This is a genomic window from Rhizobium sp. BR 250 (assembly GCF_047445855.1).
GTDB lineage: Bacteria > Pseudomonadota > Alphaproteobacteria > Rhizobiales > Rhizobiaceae > Agrobacterium > Agrobacterium tumefaciens_I.
Window position 1 is genome coordinate 272,186 of sequence record NZ_JARWKW010000001.1, and the last position, 18,898, is coordinate 291,083.

General features: G+C 59.6%; 21 protein-coding genes and 1 tRNA gene. 12 read left to right on the forward strand and 10 right to left on the reverse strand.

The annotated features are described in order from the left end of the window. The first annotated feature begins 6 nt into the window (after positions 1–6). Both QD336_RS01330 and QD336_RS01335 read left to right on the forward strand, forming a co-directional pair. Positions 7–852 (forward strand): phytoene/squalene synthase family protein, encoded by an 846-nt coding sequence (locus QD336_RS01330; protein WP_499168967.1) that lies wholly within the window; start codon positions 7–9, stop codon positions 850–852. Between the two features lie 125 nt (positions 853–977). Beyond that, positions 978–1,436, forward strand: a complete 459-nt coding sequence (locus QD336_RS01335; protein ID WP_269341302.1) for a hypothetical protein — start codon at positions 978–980, stop codon at positions 1,434–1,436. 18 nt (positions 1,437–1,454) lie between these two features. On the opposite strand, the gene QD336_RS01340 is transcribed toward QD336_RS01335, so the two are convergent. From QD336_RS01340 to lipB, 3 genes are all read right to left on the reverse strand, one after another. Beyond that, positions 1,455–2,390: a DMT family transporter gene (locus tag QD336_RS01340; RefSeq protein WP_269341303.1), complete on the reverse strand. Its 936-nt coding sequence runs from the start codon at positions 2,388–2,390 to the stop codon at positions 1,455–1,457. Positions 2,391–2,459: 69 nt separating this feature from the next. Beyond that, positions 2,460–3,527: an NAD(P)-dependent alcohol dehydrogenase gene (locus QD336_RS01345; RefSeq protein WP_499168968.1), complete on the reverse strand. Its 1,068-nt coding sequence runs from the start codon at positions 3,525–3,527 to the stop codon at positions 2,460–2,462. Between the two features lie 66 nt (positions 3,528–3,593). After that, positions 3,594–4,325 carry a lipoyl(octanoyl) transferase LipB gene (gene lipB, locus QD336_RS01350; RefSeq protein ID WP_499168969.1) on the reverse strand — a complete coding sequence of 244 codons (732 nt, stop codon included), beginning with the start codon at positions 4,323–4,325 and terminating at the stop codon, positions 3,594–3,596. A gap of 189 nt (positions 4,326–4,514) precedes the next feature. Here lipB and QD336_RS01355 point away from each other — a divergent pair. Together QD336_RS01355 and QD336_RS01360 are read left to right on the forward strand one after the other, a co-directional pair. Beyond that, positions 4,515–4,599 (forward strand) — tRNA-Leu (locus QD336_RS01355). A 593-nt stretch (positions 4,600–5,192) separates the two neighbouring features. Further along, positions 5,193–5,579: a PAS domain-containing protein gene (locus QD336_RS01360; RefSeq protein WP_269341306.1), complete on the forward strand. Its 387-nt coding sequence runs from the start codon at positions 5,193–5,195 to the stop codon at positions 5,577–5,579. A gap of 91 nt (positions 5,580–5,670) precedes the next feature. Here the strand turns inward: QD336_RS01360 and QD336_RS01365 are convergent, their stop codons facing one another. Beyond that, positions 5,671–5,838 (reverse strand): Thivi_2564 family membrane protein, encoded by a 168-nt coding sequence (locus QD336_RS01365; protein ID WP_269341307.1) that lies wholly within the window; start codon positions 5,836–5,838, stop codon positions 5,671–5,673. 120 nt (positions 5,839–5,958) lie between these two features. Here QD336_RS01365 and QD336_RS01370 point away from each other — a divergent pair, with 120 nt between their 5' ends. After that, a complete protein-coding gene (locus QD336_RS01370; RefSeq protein WP_499168971.1) occupies positions 5,959–6,387 on the forward strand; it encodes an OsmC family protein in 429 nt (142 codons plus the stop codon). Positions 6,388–6,390: 3 nt separating this feature from the next. On the opposite strand, the gene QD336_RS01375 is transcribed toward QD336_RS01370, so the two are convergent. The 3 genes from QD336_RS01375 to QD336_RS01385 are packed head-to-tail and all read right to left on the reverse strand — an operon-like array spanning position 6,391 to position 9,521. Then, the gene (locus QD336_RS01375) at positions 6,391–6,885 is read right to left on the reverse strand and encodes a peptide deformylase (protein WP_499168972.1); all 495 of its coding nucleotides are present in this window, start codon (positions 6,883–6,885) and stop codon (positions 6,391–6,393) included. A gap of 17 nt (positions 6,886–6,902) precedes the next feature. Further along, complete coding sequence (locus QD336_RS01380) at positions 6,903–7,202, reverse strand: hypothetical protein (RefSeq protein WP_499168973.1); 300 nt, start codon at positions 7,200–7,202, stop codon at positions 6,903–6,905. A gap of 15 nt (positions 7,203–7,217) precedes the next feature. After that, positions 7,218–9,521 (reverse strand): FdhF/YdeP family oxidoreductase, encoded by a 2,304-nt coding sequence (locus QD336_RS01385; RefSeq protein WP_499168975.1) that lies wholly within the window; start codon positions 9,519–9,521, stop codon positions 7,218–7,220. 394 nt (positions 9,522–9,915) lie between these two features. On the opposite strand from QD336_RS01385, the gene mgtE reads away from it, so the two are divergent. After that, positions 9,916–11,343 (forward strand): magnesium transporter, encoded by a 1,428-nt coding sequence (gene mgtE / locus QD336_RS01390; RefSeq protein WP_269341312.1) that lies wholly within the window; start codon positions 9,916–9,918, stop codon positions 11,341–11,343. A gap of 71 nt (positions 11,344–11,414) precedes the next feature. Further along, positions 11,415–11,801: a MerR family transcriptional regulator gene (locus QD336_RS01395; RefSeq protein WP_003524989.1), complete on the forward strand. Its 387-nt coding sequence runs from the start codon at positions 11,415–11,417 to the stop codon at positions 11,799–11,801. Positions 11,802–11,985: 184 nt separating this feature from the next. Here QD336_RS01395 and QD336_RS01400 read toward each other — a convergent pair whose 3' ends face one another. Beyond that, a complete protein-coding gene (locus QD336_RS01400) occupies positions 11,986–12,951 on the reverse strand; it encodes a heparan-alpha-glucosaminide N-acetyltransferase (protein ID WP_499168977.1) in 966 nt (321 codons plus the stop codon). A gap of 80 nt (positions 12,952–13,031) precedes the next feature. After that, positions 13,032–13,724, reverse strand: coding sequence for a DUF599 domain-containing protein (locus tag QD336_RS01405; protein WP_499169253.1), 693 nt, complete (start codon positions 13,722–13,724; stop codon positions 13,032–13,034). 482 nt (positions 13,725–14,206) lie between these two features. Here QD336_RS01405 and cobU point away from each other — a divergent pair, with 482 nt between their 5' ends. The 5 genes from cobU (at position 14,207) to ccoP (ending at position 18,385) form a co-directional block, all read left to right on the forward strand. After that, on the forward strand, positions 14,207–14,728 hold the full coding sequence (gene cobU, locus QD336_RS01410) for a bifunctional adenosylcobinamide kinase/adenosylcobinamide-phosphate guanylyltransferase (RefSeq protein WP_269341314.1): 522 nt from the start codon (positions 14,207–14,209) through the stop codon (positions 14,726–14,728). A gap of 236 nt (positions 14,729–14,964) precedes the next feature. After that, a complete protein-coding gene (gene ccoN, locus QD336_RS01415; protein ID WP_499168978.1) occupies positions 14,965–16,611 on the forward strand; it encodes a cytochrome-c oxidase, cbb3-type subunit I in 1,647 nt (548 codons plus the stop codon). A 9-nt stretch (positions 16,612–16,620) separates the two neighbouring features. Then, the gene (ccoO, locus tag QD336_RS01420; RefSeq protein WP_448735008.1) at positions 16,621–17,352 is read left to right on the forward strand and encodes a cytochrome-c oxidase, cbb3-type subunit II; all 732 of its coding nucleotides are present in this window, start codon (positions 16,621–16,623) and stop codon (positions 17,350–17,352) included. 13 nt (positions 17,353–17,365) lie between these two features. Continuing rightward, positions 17,366–17,518 (forward strand): cbb3-type cytochrome c oxidase subunit 3, encoded by a 153-nt coding sequence (locus QD336_RS01425; protein WP_269341317.1) that lies wholly within the window; start codon positions 17,366–17,368, stop codon positions 17,516–17,518. A 3-nt stretch (positions 17,519–17,521) separates the two neighbouring features. Next, entirely contained in the window at positions 17,522–18,385 is an 864-nt protein-coding gene (gene ccoP / locus QD336_RS01430; protein WP_269341318.1) for a cytochrome-c oxidase, cbb3-type subunit III, read from the forward strand. A gap of 55 nt (positions 18,386–18,440) precedes the next feature. Here the strand turns inward: ccoP and QD336_RS01435 are convergent, their stop codons facing one another. After that, a complete protein-coding gene (locus QD336_RS01435) occupies positions 18,441–18,887 on the reverse strand; it encodes a VOC family protein (protein WP_499168980.1) in 447 nt (148 codons plus the stop codon). Positions 18,888–18,898 lie beyond the last annotated feature (11 nt).

Genomic DNA, 18,898 nt, shown 5'->3' on the forward strand with positions numbered 1-18,898 from the left:
GGAACCATGGCACCCACAGAAAATCTCGACGTCTGCCTCGCGACGCTGCGCGACACCGATCGCGACCGCTATCTCGCCTGCCTTCTGTCGCCGGCCGACAAGCGTAATTCTCTCGCCGCACTTTACGCCTTCAACGCCGAAATCGCCCGTATCCGCGATTCCGTGCGCGAGGCGCTGCCCGGCGAAGTGCGTATGCAATGGTGGCGTGATCTTCTCGACGGCAATCCGCACGGTGACAGCCAGTCACACCCCGTAGCCGCGGCACTTTTGAACACCATCGAGCAATATCGCCTGCCGCGCCCGGTGCTGGGCAATATGATCGAGGCGCGTATCTTCGATCTCTATGACGACCTGTTCGAGGATCGTAACGCCCTTGAGGGTTATGCCGGCGAAACCGCCTCGGCCCTCATCCAGCTCGCAAGCCTCGTGCTTTCCGCCGAGGATGCCGCTGCAAGCGCGGAGGCGGCGGGACATGCGGGTGTGGCCCAGGCCATGGCGGGCATGCTGCTGCTCATGCCTCTCCACCGGCGTCGCGGGCAGGTCTATATTCCCGCCGACATGCTCTCGGCCGCCGGGCTTGATCGCGAAACCTTTCTCGAAGGCGAGGACAGGCAGCGTATCGGCATTGCCATTGAAATTTTCGCTACCCATGCGCTCGATCATATCGAGAAGGCAAGACGCGCAAAGATCGCGAAGACTGTCTTTGCTGCCTATCTGCCCGTCGCTTTGTCCGGCCCGGTCATCGCCGCCGTCAGAAAGGCGGGAGCTGGCGTTTTCGACGGCGACCTGCAACTGTCGCAGCTTCGCCGGCAATGGCTGCTGGCCAAGGCTTCTTTCCTCAAGCGCTTCTGATCGTACAAACCGCCTGTCGCGGCGAGCCATACTTCACGCAAGCCTCGATCTTTATGAACCCAAACCGGGTTCGTGTCGTTTTGAGTCGCGAATCGAAAAGTTTCGATGCTGAGGGAGCGTCCCGGATGAATTTGGCGATCTGGATTATCGTTTTCGTGCTGCTTTCGGTCTTTGCTGTTTATGCCTGGCGTATGTCTCAGGCGACCGAGGAAGACAACAGCCATGATGTGGGGCAGGCGATCATGGATTTCGCCCGCGCCTTTCCCAATGAGGCGATCAGAAGCCTGCACATGACGGCGGATGGCGGCGCCGCCTTCGTGCGGCTGCACGACAACAAGGCCGGCTTCATGCGCAACATGGGCTCGCATTATGTGTGCGTGATGATCGATCCCGAGCGCATCCGGGTCGAGAGCCTGGAAAGCGGCGACGGTTTTGTCGTCACTTTCTTCGATATGCCGAAATATAGCGGCTCCTATCGCTTCAAGTCAGCGGGAGAGGCGGCCGAAGTTTCGCTCTGGCTGCTCGGCAGCCTTGTGGAAGCGCAGGATCATCACGACGAAGGCCCGCTGCCCTCGGAGAGCTGACGGGGCTGTGGCCAGACGTCATTGCCCGTCGAGCGGCGGCGTCGTATGGGCCTGTTTGCTTTCCCGCCAGATGATGAACAGGCCAGATGCGACGATGATAAGGATGCCCAGCCATTTTGATGGTGTCGGGAAATCCGAGAACAGCGCGTAGCCGAGAATCGTCGCCGAGATGATCTCGAAATATTGAAACGGCGCCAACAGGGAGAGCGGCGCCAGCCGGAACGCCCTGACGATCAGCAGATGCATGTAGCCGGATATCGATCCCAGCAGGACAAGCAGGGCAAGCGCGAATCCGGATTGCGGCAACGAGACGGCGAAATCCCTGTCGCCCAGCGCATCGCCGGCGAGGAGTGCTGCGCCCATGAACAGCGTCCCGGCAATGCCGGACATGGTCTGCATGACAAGCGGGCTGTCGGCATCGCCGATGGCGCGGTTCAGGAACAGGTAAAGCGTGTAGAGAAAAGCGCAGGCGACCGGCAGCAGCGAGGTCCAGCCGAAGATTTCGAAACTCGGCTGAATGACGATCAACGCACCGCCAAAACCGACGACAATCGCCGTCCAGCGCTTCCAGCCGACCCTGTCACCCAGGAAGAGGGCGGACATCATCGTCAGCATGAAGGGCTCGACGAAATAGATCGCGAAGACATCGGCAAGCGGCATGTATTTGACGGCGGCAAAGAACATCAGGCTGGCGGAGGCATGCAGCACCCCGCGCAGGCAGTTCATCCATGGCCGCTTGGCGCTGAACAGCGCCCTTGGAGATACAACAAGCAATAGCGGCAGGGTGCACACCACCTGGAAGAAGAAGCGATAGAAGGTCACCTGTGCCGGCGACATGCCACCGACTACCGCCATATATTTGGCGATGGCATCCATGACCGGCAGCACCAGCATGCAGCCCGCCATAATGGTCATGCCCCTGGCGACATCGCTGAAACCGGTCTGGCTGGTCATGTGTGGGGCTGCGCTTTCGACCGAAAGGTCCAACGAGGAAAGGGGACGCCGGAAAGCGCCCCCTTAAGGTCAGGCGGCTTTCTGGCGCGGCAGGCTCTTCATATCAATGACGAAACGATAACGCACATCGCTTTTTATCATGCGTTCATAAGCGTGATTGATCTGATCGATATCGATCATCTCGATTTCGGCGGCGATGCCTTTTTCGGCGCAGAAATCCAGCATTTCCTGGGTCTCGGGAATGCCGCCGATCATCGAACCGGCAAAGGTCTTGCGGCCGGGGATGAGGCTGAAGGCCATCACCGAGAGCGGTTTTTCCGGCGCGCCCACCTGCACCAGCGCGCCATCACGTTTCAGCAGCGCCAGATAGGCGTTGATATCGTGGTCGGCGGCGACAGCATCGATGATGAGATCGAGGCTCGACGCGGCCTTCTTCATCTGCTCCGCATCGCGGGAAACGATCACCTCATGGGCGCCGAGCTTCCTGGCGTCTTCCGCCTTGCCAGGTGATGTGGTGATCATCACCACGGTCGCGCCCATGGCATTGGCGAGCTTGACAGCCATATGGCCAAGGCCGCCGAGACCAACCACGCCTATCCGCTTGCCGGGGCCGGCATTCCAGTGACGCAGCGGCGAATAGGTGGTGATTCCCGCGCAGAGCAGCGGTGCTGCGGCCGCCGGGTCGAGCCCTTCTGGAATATTGAGCACATAGCGGTCATCCACCACCACATGGGCGGAATAACCGCCAAGTGTATGCGCGCCGCCGCCCATGGCCTTGTCGGGCGAATTATAGGTGCCGGTCATGCCGTTTTCGCAATATTGCTCCAGTCCCTCGGCGCAGCTTGCGCATTCCCGGCAGCTATCGACAATGCAGCCGACGCCGACGCGGTCACCCGTCTTGAACCGGGTAACCTGCGAGCCCACCCGCCCGACCCGGCCGACGATTTCGTGACCGGGGACGCAGGGGTAGAGGGAGCCCGGCCATTCGCTGCGGGCCGTGTGGATATCCGAGTGACAGACGCCACAGAATTCGATCTCGATTTCGACATCGCGCGGGCCGGGATCGCGACGCTTGATGGTCGAGAGCTTCATCGGCGAAGAACCGTCATCGCAGGCATAAGCGGACGTAATGAACATGGTCGTTCCTCCTCTTGTGGTGATCGATGCATCAAACACCGGCCTGCGACAAAGGTTGCGGTGGGATCAGCCGCCTGCGCCGGTTTCGGGCACTGCCGGGCCAAAAACCTCCTCGAAGGCCTCGCGCAGCAGAACGTCGACGTCGCCGATCATAACCGGCAATCCGAGATCGACAAGGCTGGTAACGCCATAGGCGCTGATGCCGCAGGGAACGATGCCGGAGAAATGCGAGAGGTCGGGATCGACGTTGATCGACAGCCCGTGAAAGCTCACCCATTTGCGCAGGCGGATGCCGAGCGCTGCGATCTTGTCTTCCGCCATGCCACCATCTGGCAGGAGAGGTTTTTCCGGCCGCCTGACCCAGACGCCGACGCGATCCTCACGCCGCTCGCCACGCACATTCATCTTGTCGAGCGTGCGGATGATGACATCCTCGAGCGCCGCCACATAAGCGCGGACATCCTGCCGGCGACGTTTCAGGTCGAGCATCACGTAGACGACCCGCTGTCCTGGTCCGTGATAGGTATATTCGCCGCCGCGGCCGGTGGCGAAGACCGGAAAACGCTCCGGCTCGATGAGGTCGGCGGAATCGGCGCTGGTGCCGGCGGTGTAGAGCGGCGGATGTTCCAGAAGCCAGACGAGTTCGTCGGCCTCGCCGGCGGCTATGGCTGCGACTTCCCGCTCCATCTCCTCTATCGCCTGCTCATAGGGGACAAGGCCGTCCGAGATTCGCCAGCGAACGGGCGGTGATCCGGCGGCGGGGAACATATTTGTCTCGATATCCGTGCGTGTGAGCATGAAAAAGTCCTTTCCACAGCCTTCTCGCAAAATGGCGAGACGGCCGCAACCCCAGCATTTCCGGGCTTCCTGCATATAGGATGGTGCAGTGCGATTTTTAATTTCAAAAAACTGTCACGACGCTCTTGTGCACCCAAAATCCTTTTGCTACATGCACCCCCGTCGGCGCAAGTCGACGCCTACCACGATGCGGTCGTGGCGGAATTGGTAGACGCGCAGCGTTGAGGTCGCTGTGGGGCAACCCGTGGAAGTTCGAGTCTTCTCGACCGCACCAAAGAAACCCGCTTCGGCGGGTTTTTTCTTTTTTAGCCAGTCGTTTAGCTTTCTCTCTGTTTTCTGCCCCGGGGTTGTTGGAACGAATTGGATGTAACCCGGGTCACGTCAATCTGTTTTACCCCGCAGCCAGAGCGCGATAAGTGAGGGCGGCAAATTGTCGACCTGCCGCCGTCCTGATTGAATGAACGGGGTGGCTAGCGTCGGTTGCGCTGCCCGTCGCCGACCCGGTAGGGGTCGCCATCCATCACCTGATCCATGCGCCACTCGGTTCCACGATAAGGACTATGCCAAGTCTGGCACCCGGCTAGTAAGACGGTTGCGGTCAGCAATCCGAAAGTGAGGGCGGCTCGCACCATGTTGAACTCCTTCGACATATCATCACAAGCCATGTAGGCGCGGGCGGGTGATTTTGCGATGCCTCTTCAGAATTTATCATTCATTTCGGGATGCTAGTCGGATTCGATCATCATCAAATTTCGGTGGATATCGATGCACGCTACAGTAGCCGGGCATTTTCCCCCATAAAACCAAGGGGTGGAATCTGAGAGGTCTGATGTTAGCTTTTGTCAGGAAAAAAGTCTGGGGGTTTTCGTGCTGGGGGACAAAACGGATTCAGACAATGCGCTTGGCTATTACATGTGGAGCATTTCCGACAACAGGCTGATCATGGATGCGGTCACCGCGGAATGTCATGGGTTTTCCGAACCGGTTGCGTCGCGCGGGGTGACGATCGAAGAAATTCTCGAAAGAATCGACGCCGAAATGCGCGAGCAGGTGGCGCAGGCGATTTTTGACAGTATCACCACCGGCGTGTTTTTCGACCAGCGTTACAAGGTCAATCTGCCGGATGGTTCGAGCCGGTGGATATTGGCAAAGGGCAGGGCGATTTTCGACGCCGAGAATACGCCGTTTCTCGGCATAGGCAGCGTTCGGGATATTACCCTGAAAAAAGCCTATCAGTTCGATCCTCGTCAATAACGACGGGCGGACAATATCCGCGCATAAAAAAGGCGGCTTTCGCCGCCTGTTTTCATCTGTATTTAAATCGTCACCACGACCGAGCGGGACATCAGAAGACGGCGAGATATTTCAGCAGCGAAATAATGCCGATGATGATGACGATCACCTGTGCGATCTGTTTGACGCCGCCGCCGACCGGCAGTCGCGCGATGAGCCACAAGACGAGCACGATCACCAGGAAAGTGATCAGAATGCTGACGAGCGTAGATGTAACCATATGTCCCAGCTCCCTGTAAAATAATGGTTCAACGGTCGTTCACCGTTGTGTGAGTAAAAAGCGCCAGACAGGTTTTTGTTCCATGCGGTCGGTTGCGCGCGATTAAATCAGGATGTGAGAATGGTTGACGGTGCGAAGGTGAAATTGAGGCCGGTCGGCGCTTCGGCGAAGGTCGGGCGGCTTGGTCGCCCGCTGGTTTCGACGGTGACCGGCGGCTCTCTGGAGATTGTGACCGGTGTGTCGGAGCCGGGTTTTAACCCGATCGATCTTCTTTACGCGTCGCTTGCCGCATGCCTGGCGCTCAGCGCCCGTATCGCGGCAAGCCACATGGGGCTGCTCGATCGATTCGAAGGTGCTGCCATTGACGTCTCCGGTGAAAAATCCGCTGTGGAACCCTATCGTATCATCCGTTTCGATATCGGGATTGCGATTGCCGGGAATTTCGATGCGGCGACCCGCACTGCAATCGCCCATGCGGCGGAGGATATCTGCACCGTCAGCAATACACTGAGGGGCGATGCGGAATTCGCGCTGTCGATAACCGGCTGACCGTCACGGCTTTCGGGATTTTTCCCATTTCTTCACCAGCCGGTCGCGTTTCAGCTTGGAGAGGCGCTTCAGCCAGAAAATGCCGTCCAGCTGGTCGATCTCGTGCTGGATGCAGATGGCGTGAAATCCTTCGGCGGTCTGGCTGTGTTCCACACCCGATACGTCCTGAAACCGCACTTCGATCCCGGACGGCCGTTCCACCTCGTCGGTAAAGCCCGGCATGGAAACACTGCCCTCCACATGCCGCATGGTTTGCGGGGACTGGCTGATGATTTCAGGGTTGATGTAGGTCAGGACGGTTCCCGGTGTCAGTTCGAGCACGAAGACGCGCTGCTTCACGCCGATATGGGCCGCGGTGATGCCGACGCCGGGGGCGGCGCGCATGGTGTCGATGAGGTCCGTGACCAGTTCCTGCAGATGATCGTCAAAAGCCGTCACCGGCGCGCAGATTTCGGACAAGCCGGAATGGGGGTAGGGCAGGATCGGCCTGATTGCCAAGGAATGCTCCGTTCGTTTCAAGCCGGCAAGGAGGAGGCGGCAAGCGCCTGTCCTTCCCCGGTCACCTCCAGAAAGCTGCGCTGGGTGCGGGCGTCGCGTTTCGTCACCCGCAGGAAGCCGGGCGACAGCACAGTGATTTCGCGCAGAACGAGGGCATGCGCAAGCCCCAGACGATTGGCGATGCTGCGGCTGTCGGTGGCGATATTCAGATGCACCGCGAGAAGGATGGCGGCACCCGTCGCCGTCAGCGCTGGAGACGATGCCTGAATTCTCTCCACCGCAGTCATGAAAGCGGCTGCGGATTGCTTTTCATCCATCAAGCGGCATCCCGTTCACGGGGCGGCATTGGCGAGCAGGCGGACGGAAACCAGCACCGATTTCGATGTCGGCGTAAAGCTGCCCTCGCCATAGCTGGACAGCGGCACCAGCACATTCAGTTCCGGATAATAACCGCCGACGCTGCCACGCGGAAGATTATAGGGCACCAGCCGGAAGTTTTTGGCGATGCGCTCCACGCCGTCACCATATTCGCCGATGACATCGACGCGCTGGCGCGAATGGGCGCCGAGCGCCTCCATGTCCTTGGGGTTCATGAAAATGACGTGGCGCTCGCCATAGACGCCGCGATAGCGGTCATCCATGCCGTAGATCGTGGTGTTGTATTGATCGTGGCTGCGGAAGGTCTGCAGCACGAAAAGATTGTCGCGGCTGAGCGCCTGCTGGTGTTCGGTCTGTTCGGGCAGCGGGCCGGTGTAAAACGTCGCCTTTTTCGCCGGCGTATCCCATTGCCGCTCCGCTGCCGCATTACGCAGATGAAAACCGCGTGGCACGCGGACGCGCTCGTTGAAATTGTCGAAGCCGGGAATGACCCTCTCGATCATGTCGCGGATGAGATCGTAATCATCAGCGAGCGCTTTCCAGTTCACATGGGCATTGCCGAGCGTCGCTTCGGCGATGCCGGCGATGATGGCAACTTCCGAGCGCAGCGCATCCGAGGCCGGCGGATTGATGCCGCCGGAACCATGCACCATGCTCATGGAATCCTCGACGGTCACGATCTGCGGCCGGTCCGCCGAATTGAGGTCGATTTCCGTTCGGCCGAGGCAGGGCAGCACGAAGGAGGTTTCGCCCGGCACCAGATGCGAATGGTTGAGCTTGGTGGCGATGTTGACGGTCAGCTTCTGCTTTTCGAAAGCCTTGACGATCAGCGGGCTGTCGGGCGTCGCCCGCATGAAATTGCCGCCGAGCGCGATGAAGGTTTCGGCCTTGCCATCCAGCATGGCGGCCACGGCCTCCACGGTATTGTGGCCGGGCTCGCGCGGCATGGGGACGCCGAGTTCCTTCTCCAGCGCGTCGAGAAGTGCGGGCGGGGCTTTTTCGTCGATGCCGACCGTGCGGTCGCCCTGCACGTTGGAATGGCCGCGCACGGGGCAGAGGCCGGCGCCCGGACGGCCGATATTGCCGCGTAGCAGCATGAAATTGGTGATTTCGCGGACGATGACGACCGAATGGCGGTGCTGGGTAACACCCATGGCCCAGGTGGCGATGACGGAGCCGGCATTCATGTAAATATGGGCGGCTTCCTCGATTTCCGCACGGGTGAGGCCGGATTGGTCGAGGATGCTGTCCCAGCTCGTCGCTTCGACGGCGGCGCGATAGGCCTCGAACTCCGCCGCATGTTCGGCGAGGAAGTCGTAATCGATGATGGCGGGCTCGCCCGCCGCCCTTGCGGCATCATCGGCGGCGAAGACCGCCTTGCTCATGCCACGCACAGCCGCCATGTCGCCGCCCTGGCGCGGCTGGTAATAATTGGTGGCGATGCGGGTGCTGCCACCGGTGATCATTTCGACCTTGTCCTGCGGATCGGCAAAGCGCTCCAGACCCTTTTCGCGGATGGGATTGAAGACGGCGATGCGGGCGCCGCGAAGGGCGGCGCGGCGCAGGTCGCCCAGCATGCGGGGGTGGTTGGTGCCGGGATTTTGCCCGATGACGAAAATGGCGTCCATCTGTTCGAAATCCTCGAGCAGCACGGTGCCCTTGCCGACGCCGATCGATGCCTTCAGGCCGACGCCGCTCGCTTCGTGGCACATGTTCGAGCAATCGGGGAAATTATTGGTGCCATAGAGGCGCACCATCAATTGATAAAGGAAAGCCGCCTCGTTGGAGGCGCGGCCGGAGGTATAGAACTCCGCCCGGTTCGGGTTGTCGAGGCTCTTGAGGATGCGGCCGATTTCGGCGAAGGCATCGTTCCAGGAGACGGGCAGATATTTGTCGCTCGCCCGGTCATAACGCATCGGATGGGTAAGACGGCCCTGCTTCTCCAGATCATAATCGGACCAGCCGCGCAGTTCGGAGACCGTGTGGCTGGCGAAGAAATCCGGCGGTACGCGAGCTTCCGTCGCTTCCCATGCGACAGCCTTGACGCCATTTTCGCAGAATTCGAAGGAGGAGCCATGTTCCGGGTCGCCCCAGGCGCAACCGGGACAATCGAAACCATCCGGCTGGTTCGTTTTCAGGAGGGTGCGCGCGCCGGAAATCGGGGCCCCGGATTCCAGAAGGCGTTTGCCGACACTTTTGAGTGCGCCCCAGCCGCCTGCGGCGGTCGACGCCTTGCCAATGAAATCCGTCTTGCTCATGGTCCTGATTCCCGGAAACTGTCTTCTCGTGCTTGGCTGTCGGCGTTTGCCGATTGTCAAATGCATCTTCAGAAGCGCCGTTCCAGGCGGCCTGTCAATGTCTTAATTGTGCATTGCGGCGAAACCTTTCTTTGCCCGTTCGACATTTGAAACGGGAACGGCGTAAAGGGGGTGGGCGTTGTCGCAAAGCAGGCTGCAAAGATCGGCTAAACATGCCTATAGCCGCTGGCCGAGGCCCCGCCGGCGAAGAGGAAGAGGAATGTTGAATGGATTTTTCGCCGCAGTCGGAGAGCTTGTTTATTTGCCGCTATCCGGTTGTTGACAATATACCTTTTAACGCCATTCTGCCTGCGCATCCGTGCACTGCGGCATTTGAAATACGAGGGGACGCCAGATGACAGACCGTGACGACGATCCTGTCGCGCCCGAGGACGTGAAGCCGACAGAGGCACCCTCCGATATCTACGCCGAGGATGGGTCCGTCCGCTCCGATTTTCTGACCATGGTGGGGGCGGCGATCGCCGACCGCGACCTGCTCTTCCTGCGCAAGAATGTGGCCCGGCTGCATGAGTCGGAACTCGGCGACGTGCTCGAATCCATCCTTCCGGAACAGCGCCACGCGCTGGTCAGGCTTCTCGGTTCCGATTTCGACATGACGGCGCTGACCGAGGTGGATGAGGGCATCCGCCTCGACATCGTCGACCAGATGTCGAACGAGCAGATCGCCGCCGGTATCGGCGAACTCGATTCGGACGATGCGGTCTATATTCTCGAGGACCTCGACGACGAGGACCGCGAGGATATTCTCTCGCAGCTGCCCTTTACCGAACGCGTGCGGCTCATGCGGGCGCTGGATTATCCCGAAAGCTCGGCCGGTCGCCGCATGCAGACGGAATTCGTCGCCGTGCCGCCGTTCTGGACCGTGGGGCAGACCATCGATTATCTGCGCGAGGAGGAGGAATTGCCCGATTCCTTCACGCAGATTTTCGTCATCGATCCCACCTTCAAGTTGGTCGGTGCGCTCGATCTCGACAAGGTGCTGCGCGCCAAGCGTCAGGTGAAGATCGAAACGATCATGCACGAGACCAACCACTCCATTCCGGCCGAGATGGACCAGGAAGAGGCGGCGCAGCTTTTCGAACAATACGACCTTCTCTCCGCCGCCGTGGTCGACGATAACGGCCGGCTGGTCGGTGTGCTCACCATCGATGACGTGGTCGACGTCATTCAGGAAGAGGCGGAGGAGGATCTGCTGCGTCTCGGCGGTGTGGGTGACGAAGAATTGTCGGACAGTATCGTCAGCACCTCGCGCTCGCGCGTGCCCTGGCTCGCCGTCAACCTCCTTACTGCCTTTCTGTCGGCCTCGGTCATCAGCCTGTTCGATGCGACGATCCAGCAGATTATCGCGCTGGCGATCCTGATGCCGGCTGTTGCCGGCATGGGCGGCAATGCGGGATCGCAGACCATGACCGTCTCGGTGCGGGCGCTCGCCACCAAAAGCCTCGATATTCACAATGCCGCCCGCATCATCCGGCGTGAGGCGGGGGTGGGCATCTTGAACGGCATGCTGTTCGGCTGTGCCATCGGCGTCGTTGCCGGTATCTGGTTTCAGGATATCCATATTGGCGGCATCATCGCCACGGCCATGTGTCTCAATATGCTGGCGGCAGCGCTCGCCGGCATTCTCATTCCGCTGGTTCTCGACAAATTTGGAGCCGACCCCGCCGTTTCATCGGCGGTGTTCGTGACGGCAGTGACCGATATTGTCGGCTTTTTCGCCTTTCTGGGGATCGCCACCTGGTGGTACGGTATTTCAGGATAGGCGAGGCGGGCAAAAATTGACTTTTACGTGAAGGTCAAATAATGTCTTCCGACCATGAATCGGATAGGCCCTTGGACAAGTATTATAGCATAACCGAACTGACACGCGAATTCGGTGTTTCCACCCGCACCTTGCGATTTTACGAGGATGAGGGGCTGATTCACCCTGAGCGTCGCGGGCGCACCCGGCTTTTCAGGGCTGCGGACCGCCGACTCATCCAGGAAATCCTGCGAGGCCGCCGTATCGGTTTTACCATCTCCGAAATTCGCGAAATCATTCACGTCTACAAGGAACCGCCGGGCGAATCGGGCCAGCTGGTGCTGCTGATGAAGAAGGTCGACGAAAAGCGCGCCGAGCTTCGGCAGAAGCGCAAGGACATCGAAGAGACGCTGGCGGAACTCGACAATGTCGAAGAGGCGTGCCTGACGCGGCTTGCCGAGATCGGCGTGGGGACTTGAAAGCAGCTCGCGCTGCTTGATTTTCCATGACTTGATGCCGAAACAGGTCTCAAGCCTTTTATCTTTACCGCATTCCTTTGAGGGGTGATCGCTAGAGCGGCAATGGGTCGCCTTGGAGCGAATGTGCACCGCTTGTTTCTTCTCCCCGGCGGGAGAAGAAAAGGCGGCAAGCCCTGACGTCTCCCTATTGCGCCTCAACCGTACACTGTTGCGCCACTTCGCTGACCTTTGTCTGCTGATCGGCGCTGAGCTTGCCTTCCATCATCGTGTCGAACAGGTTTTCCGCCTGCAGCTTCTCCAGCGTGCAGCCGCAGAAACGCTGGCACAGTTCCAGCCCGTTCGGCTGCTCGACGCAGCTTTTTTCACAGCTCGATTTGTAGAGCTCGACCTGATCGACGGGCGGAGGCGGGGCGAGGACGGACAGGGTGTAGACGAGGCCGATCAGCACCGGCTGGTGGATGAGGTAAAAGGCGAGGCTGTGGCGGCCGGCGCTGGCGACCAGATTGCGCGGCGAGCTTGGATTGCGAAAGCGGTCCAGCCAGCTGCGTGGCGTGACGAATTGCGAAACCGCAAGGCCGGCGAGGAAGGGTGCAAGCCAGGGCAGCAGCGGAACATAGTCGTTCGAACGCGGCGGCATGGTGGAAAAACCGATCCAGGCCAGCCATTTTGCATTGAACAGGTCGGATTGCAGATAGTGCGGCAGGACAAATGCGATGACAGCGAAAAGCAAAGTCACCGGCGCGGGCGCCCGCAGGAACAGCAGTCCCACAAGGCTTGCGGTGGCAATATTGTGCAAGATGCCGAAGAAGATGAAGCTGTCCGGGAACGCGAAATAGGTGGCGACGGTGATGAGCAGCGCAGAGCCTGCCACCATCGCAAAACGTTTGCCGAAGGACGGCCAGTTCAGACCCTTGCCATGGGCGAGGAACAGGCTGAAGCCGGCGAGAAACAGGAATGAACTGGCGATGCCGCGCGCATAGAGCTTCCACAGACCCGTCGTCGCCGTGCCGGGTTCGAGATAGCCGAAATATTCCAGATTCCATGTGAAGTGGTAGGACGCCATGGCGAGGAGGGCGAGCCCTCTCAGCGTATCCAGCACGCCGATGCGGCCTCTGCGGCGGGTTTCATTTGCGGCTGTGTCTGTGTCCATGGTTTCCGCTTTTTCAGCTTTTCGAGGGGCCGGTAATCACTTGAATTGACCTGGGGCTTGGCCCTTGAAGTGCGGCGATTTCAAGGCCTGTTTTCTTCCATGATGGCGAGACGGGCTTCTGAAAAGAACTGGCGGCGCAGGAGTGCGACGATGATGATGACGGTGCTGGCGATGAAGACATAGGGGCTGATGAACCAGCCGAGATAACCGATGGACAGGAAGATCGTCCGCAGGCCGTCATTAAAATTCTTAGCAGCGATGATGTTCATCTTTATGACATTTTCGGCCGCACGTTCCGCCGCCTCGCGGTCCGCACCGACATCGTGGACCATGGGGATGGCGCCGAACAGGATGGTGCAATAGTTGAACAGGCGGTAGGACCAGCCGAATTTGAAGAAGGAATAACCGAACAGGCAGGTGAGCCCGATGACCTTCAGCTCAAACGCCGTGCGCCCGGAATAATGCACGAAAGGCATGTCGCGGAAGACCGATTCGACCTGCTCGGTCGCTCCCAGAAGTGCGAAACATCCGCCGATGGCGAAGATGGAGGTGGAGGCGAAAAAGGCGGTGCCATTCTGAAGGCCGGCCATGATCTGCGTGTCGATCATCTTCAGGTCGCGCTTCAGCGAATTCATAATCCAGTGACGCCGGCGCTCGGCCATGGCCTGATTGAGGCTGGCGCGCGAAAACAGCCGCGATCCCGTCGTGATATGGGTATAGGCGGCCCATAACAGGATGAAAACGATGATCGAGATATAGTCCATGACGGTCATCACGGGCAGGCCACCTTGCTGTTTGCGAATCTTCGAAAGCATATTGATTTGAAGGCTATGGCAAGGCAATGGCGGCGGCTGCCGTCTCCGAATATTCTCTGTTGCGGTTCCATCATTCGGATTTTCGCTAACCTTCCGGTAACCAAGTCGCTTTATCAATCGCTTCGCGGACGAAAGGTCTGCCGGTTCCGGGTAAGGTTTTGCGTACCGGTTCCGCCTGTATCCTGCCGATTGACAGAATTGCCATTCACACCTAGCCTTTCTGGAGGACCGGTGTTTCCGGCATCCGGGGTGGCCAAGGCTTCAATGTCCCGCATCGTGCAGGCAGGTTTTGTTCTCTTCGGCCCGGTATCAGCGGCAGTCCGGCATGAGCAACCGGGGACGCCTTTTTCTACGAATCGTTCCCTTCATGTCCGCCTGTCACCGGCTTGCGACATTGCAAAAGACACCGGTCCGTTTCATTCTCTTCATCCAGGTTTTCCATGACAGATCAAAACCGCTCCGTTTTCATTCTTGGCGGCGCGCGCTCCGGCAAGTCCCGTTTCGCGGAAGAACTTGCGGGGCAGGCCGGTGCGTGCCTGCATTATCTGGCGACCGGCCGGGCATGGGATGACGAGATGCGTGACCGCATCAGCCATCACCGGGAGCGGCGGGGCGGGGAATGGACCACCCATGAGGCGCCGGTCGATATTGCCGCCGTGCTGCAGCGGCTCGATGAGCCGGAGAACGTCATCCTCATCGACTGCCTGACATTGTGGCTCACCAATCTGATGATGGAAAATGCCGATATCGACGCCGCCTTCGTCGCGCTTGAGGCGGCGATCGCATCGACCAGGGCGAAACTCATTCTCGTCTCTAACGAGGTCGGCCTCGGTATCGTGCCGGAAAACCGCATGGCGCGTGAATTCCGCGATCATGCCGGGCGGCTGCACCAGCGCGTTGCCGCCATTGCCGGCGAGGTCTATTTCGTCGCCGCCGGACTGCCGCTGAAGATGAAGGGCTGAAAAAGGGCCTGCGAAAGCGAAATCGCCACCGCCGCCTTTTTGCTCCTGCGCAATTCCTCCGGCGAAGCCGCCGCCCGATTTACGGGGGCTGCGACAGCTTTGCTTTCTTGATCTGGATCAAGGTGGCCTTCCCCGCCCGGTGGCAATGCTCCAACCGACGCAAAGGCGCGTTTCCGCTCTCCTGGGCGCGTGCCGTGTCTTTCGTCGGTCGGCTTGCACGTTGGGGGAAACCAACAATGAATTACACGTTAGAAACCGCGATCGTGGCCCTCGGGGCCTTTCTCGCGTTGCTCGGGGCAGCCTTTGCCCATGACAGTCTTTTCGCCGCCCATATGTGGGTGCTGTTCTTTACGCTTCTGGTCAGTACGGTGCTTCTGCTGCGCCGGGTTTCCTTCGCGCCTGTCGATCCGGCCGCGCGCGCCCGGCTGAAATCCGAATATTTCGACGAAGTGGTGAAATACGGCGTCATCGCCACCGTGTTCTGGGGTGTCGTCGGTTTTCTGGTCGGGGTCGTGGTCGCGCTGCAGCTCGCCTTTCCCGATCTCAACATCGCGCCCTATTTCAATTTCGGCCGCATGCGGCCGCTGCACACCTCTGCGGTGATCTTCGCTTTCGGGGGAAATGCGCTGATCGCCACATCGTTTTATGTGGTGCAGAGAACCTGTCGCGCGCGCCTGTTCGGCGGCAATCTCGGCTGGTTCGTGTTCTGGGGCTATAATCTCTTCATCATCATGGCCGCCACCGGCTATCTGCTCGGCATCACCCAGGGCCGCGAATATGCGGAGCCGGAATGGTATGTCGATATCTGGCTGACCATCGTCTGGGTCGCCTATCTGGTCGCCTTCCTCGGTACGATCCTGATGCGCAAGGAGCCGCATATCTATGTGGCGAACTGGTTCTATCTCGGCTTCATCGTCACCATCGCCATGTTGCACATCGTCAATAACCTGGCGGTTCCGGTTTCCTTCCTCGGGGTCAAGAGCTACTCGGCCTTCTCGGGCGTGCAGGATGCGCTGACGCAATGGTGGTACGGCCATAATGCCGTCGGCTTCTTCCTGACCGCCGGCTTCCTCGGCATGATGTATTATTTCATTCCGAAGCAGGTGAACCGCCCGGTCTATTCCTACCGCCTGTCGATCATCCACTTCTGGGCGCTGATCTTCATGTATATCTGGGCCGGCCCGCACCACCTGCATTACACGGCGCTGCCGGACTGGGCGCAGACGCTCGGCATGGTGTTCTCGGTCATGTTGTGGATGCCTTCCTGGGGCGGCATGATCAACGGCCTGATGACGCTTTCGGGCGCCTGGGACAAGATCCGCACCGATCCCGTCGTGCGCATGATGGTGATGGCGGTGGCCTTCTACGGCATGGCGACCTTCGAAGGTCCGATGATGTCGATCAAGGCCGTCAACTCGCTCAGCCACTATACCGACTGGACCATCGGCCATGTTCATTCCGGCGCTCTCGGCTGGAACGGCATGATCACCTTCGGCGCAATCTATTACCTGACGCCGAAGCTCTGGGGCAGGAAGCGTCTCTACAGCCTGCAACTCGTCAACTGGCACTTCTGGCTCGCCACGCTCGGCATCGTCGTCTACGCCGCCGTCATGTGGGTAGCCGGCATTCAGCAGGCCCTGATGTGGCGCGAATATGATAGCCAGGGCTTCCTCGTCTATTCCTTCGCGGAATCGGTCGCGGCCCTGTTCCCCTATTACGTGATGCGTGCATTGGGCGGCCTGATGTTCCTCAGCGGCGCGCTGATCATGGCCTACAACGTCACGATGACCATCCTCGGTCATCAACGCGACGAGGGCGTCCATACGGATGCCGAAGCTTTGGCGCAGCCCGCCGAAGCCCGTTCGCTACAGCCCGCGGAATAGGAGGGGCAGATGTCCATACTCGACAAACACGCCGTCATCGAACGCAACGCCACGCTGCTTCTGGTCGGCTCCCTGCTGGTCGTCTCGATTGGCGGCATCGTGGAAATCGCACCGCTCTTCTATCTCGAAAACACCATCGAGAAGGTGGAAGGCATGCGCCCCTACACGCCGCTGGAGCTTGCCGGACGCAATATTTACATCCGTGAGGGATGTTATGTCTGCCACAGCCAGATGATCCGTCCGTTCCGCGACGAGGTGGAGCGTTACGGGCATTACAGCCTGGCGGCGGAATCCATGTACGACCATCCGTTCCAGTGGGGTTCCAAGCGCACGGGACCGGACCTTGCCCGTGTCGGCGACCGCTATTCGAACGAATGGCACGTGCAGCATCTGGCCGATCCGCGCTCGGTCGTGCCGGAATCGATCATGCCGTCCTATGCGTTCCTGAAGACCACGCCGCTGAAGATCACGGACGTCTCCATGGAGCTGAAGGCCAACCGCGCCGTGGGTGTGCCCTATAGCGACGAGATGATCGAGAAATCCGCGGCCGATCTTGCCGCCCAGGCCGATCCCAATGCGGATTCCTCGGAACTGCTGGCGCGGTATCCGAAAGCCAAGGTCGGTGATTTCGACGGCGATCCGGCCAAGCTCACCGAAATGGATGCGCTGGTCGCCTATCTGCAGATGCTCGGCACGCTGGTCGATTTCTCGACCTATGACGATGCCGCCGGATACCGGTGAGGAGGCCTGAGCCATGGAAACCTACACGGCCATGCGCCACTTCGCCGATAGCTGGGGCCTGCTTGTCATGACCCTGTTCTTCGCCGGCGTTGTCGTTTTCACCCTTCGCCCCGGCTCGAAGAAGGCCGCGGACGATGCCGCCAGCATTCCGCTCAAGGAGGACTAGGATATGTCCGAAAAACACATTGATGACATCAGCGGCGTCGAAACCACCGGCCATGAATGGGACGGTATCCGAGAGCTGAACAATCCGATGCCGCGCTGGTGGGTCTGGACCTTCTATTTCACGATCCTCTGGGCAATCGGTTACACCATTGCATATCCGGCGTACCCGCTGATCAGCGGCGCAACGAAGGGGTTGCTCGGCTGGAGCAGCCGTGGCGAGATTGCCGCCGATATTGCCGATGCGAAACAGGCGCAGAGCGTTTATGTCGACAGGATCGCCAATTCGTCGCTCGCCGAAATTCAGGCTGATCCGACCCTGATGCAATTTGCCCTTTCCGGCGGTGCTGCCGCCTTCAAGGTCAATTGCATTCAGTGTCACGGTTCGGGTGCCGAAGGCGGGCAGGGTTATCCCAACCTCAATGATGACGACTGGATGTGGGGCGGCAGTGTCGATGATATCTACACGACGGTGAAGCACGGCATTCGTTTTGCCGACGACGCGGATACGCGCGCTTCGGAAATGCCGGCCTTTGGCGACATTCTCAAATCCGACGAAATCCGCGAGGTTGCCGCCTATGTCGTTAGCCTCACCGGAACGCCCTCCAACCCGGCGCTGGTGGAGCCCGGCAAGCAGCTCTTCGCCGACAATTGCGCCTCGTGCCACGGCGAGGATGCCAAGGGTAATCGCGAATTCGGCGCGCCCAATCTGGCCGATGCGATCTGGCTGAAGGCGCATGGGGAGGAAGGGATCGTCGCGCAGATCCGGTCGCCCAAGCATGGTGTCATGCCCGCCTGGGGAGAGCGTCTTGGTGATACGACCGTCAAGCAGCTGGCGATCTTCGTGCATTCGCTCGGTGGGGGCGAATGAGACAGGTAGAATGTAAAGAAGGGGCGCCGGGAGGCGCCCTTTTTTATTGTTCAGATCAGGCGTTTTCCGCCCGTCCATCCGGATATTCGGCTGGTCCCTTCAGCTCGATCTTGTTGCCGAAGGGATCACGGAAATAGAACGAATGTCCCATTCCTCTCGCGCCGCCGTGAAAGGCTTCCTGTTCTATCGTGACGTCAAATTTCGCCAGATGGGCGCGAAGCGCGTCATGGTTCAGAGGACCGGTCGCTATGCAGATGTGATCGACATTACGACCTCCGGCGACGGGCGGAGCGGCCTTTGTGCCGCCGGGGTGCGTGATATCCCACAGCACGATCAAGGCATTTCCGCACCAGACTTGTTCCATCCCGAGAGCAGGGTAAGAGTAACCATCCCTACACCCCAGCACGTTCCGGTAAAAATCGAGCGCCCGCATCATGTCGTCGACGATGAAGACGATATGATCGATACCGACCAACAAAAAAGGCGGCGTTGTCAAAGTCATGGCGGGCTCCT

Excerpts from the sequence above, each read along its gene's own strand:
- QD336_RS01330 (WP_499168967.1), top strand. The coding sequence starts at position 7 with ATGGCACCCACAGAAAATCTCGACGTCTGCCTCGCGACGCTGCGCGAC.
- QD336_RS01335 (WP_269341302.1), top strand. The coding sequence starts at position 978 with ATGAATTTGGCGATCTGGATTATCGTTTTCGTGCTGCTTTCGGTCTTT.
- QD336_RS01340 (WP_269341303.1), bottom strand. The coding sequence starts at position 2,390 with ATGACCAGCCAGACCGGTTTCAGCGATGTCGCCAGGGGCATGACCATT.
- QD336_RS01345 (WP_499168968.1), bottom strand. The coding sequence starts at position 3,527 with ATGTTCATTACGTCCGCTTATGCCTGCGATGACGGTTCTTCGCCGATG.
- lipB (WP_499168969.1), bottom strand. The coding sequence starts at position 4,325 with ATGCTCACACGCACGGATATCGAGACAAATATGTTCCCCGCCGCCGGA.
- QD336_RS01365 (WP_269341307.1), bottom strand. The coding sequence starts at position 5,838 with ATGGTTACATCTACGCTCGTCAGCATTCTGATCACTTTCCTGGTGATC.
- QD336_RS01370 (WP_499168971.1), top strand. The coding sequence starts at position 5,959 with ATGGTTGACGGTGCGAAGGTGAAATTGAGGCCGGTCGGCGCTTCGGCG.
- QD336_RS01380 (WP_499168973.1), bottom strand. The coding sequence starts at position 7,202 with ATGGATGAAAAGCAATCCGCAGCCGCTTTCATGACTGCGGTGGAGAGA.
- QD336_RS01385 (WP_499168975.1), bottom strand. The coding sequence starts at position 9,521 with ATGAGCAAGACGGATTTCATTGGCAAGGCGTCGACCGCCGCAGGCGGC.
- mgtE (WP_269341312.1), top strand. The coding sequence starts at position 9,916 with ATGACAGACCGTGACGACGATCCTGTCGCGCCCGAGGACGTGAAGCCG.
- QD336_RS01400 (WP_499168977.1), bottom strand. The coding sequence starts at position 12,951 with ATGGACACAGACACAGCCGCAAATGAAACCCGCCGCAGAGGCCGCATC.
- QD336_RS01405 (WP_499169253.1), bottom strand. The coding sequence starts at position 13,724 with ATGACCGTCATGGACTATATCTCGATCATCGTTTTCATCCTGTTATGG.
- cobU (WP_269341314.1), top strand. The coding sequence starts at position 14,207 with ATGACAGATCAAAACCGCTCCGTTTTCATTCTTGGCGGCGCGCGCTCC.
- ccoN (WP_499168978.1), top strand. The coding sequence starts at position 14,965 with ATGAATTACACGTTAGAAACCGCGATCGTGGCCCTCGGGGCCTTTCTC.
- ccoO (WP_448735008.1), top strand. The coding sequence starts at position 16,621 with ATGTCCATACTCGACAAACACGCCGTCATCGAACGCAACGCCACGCTG.
- QD336_RS01425 (WP_269341317.1), top strand. The coding sequence starts at position 17,366 with ATGGAAACCTACACGGCCATGCGCCACTTCGCCGATAGCTGGGGCCTG.
- ccoP (WP_269341318.1), top strand. The coding sequence starts at position 17,522 with ATGTCCGAAAAACACATTGATGACATCAGCGGCGTCGAAACCACCGGC.
- QD336_RS01435 (WP_499168980.1), bottom strand. The coding sequence starts at position 18,887 with ATGACTTTGACAACGCCGCCTTTTTTGTTGGTCGGTATCGATCATATC.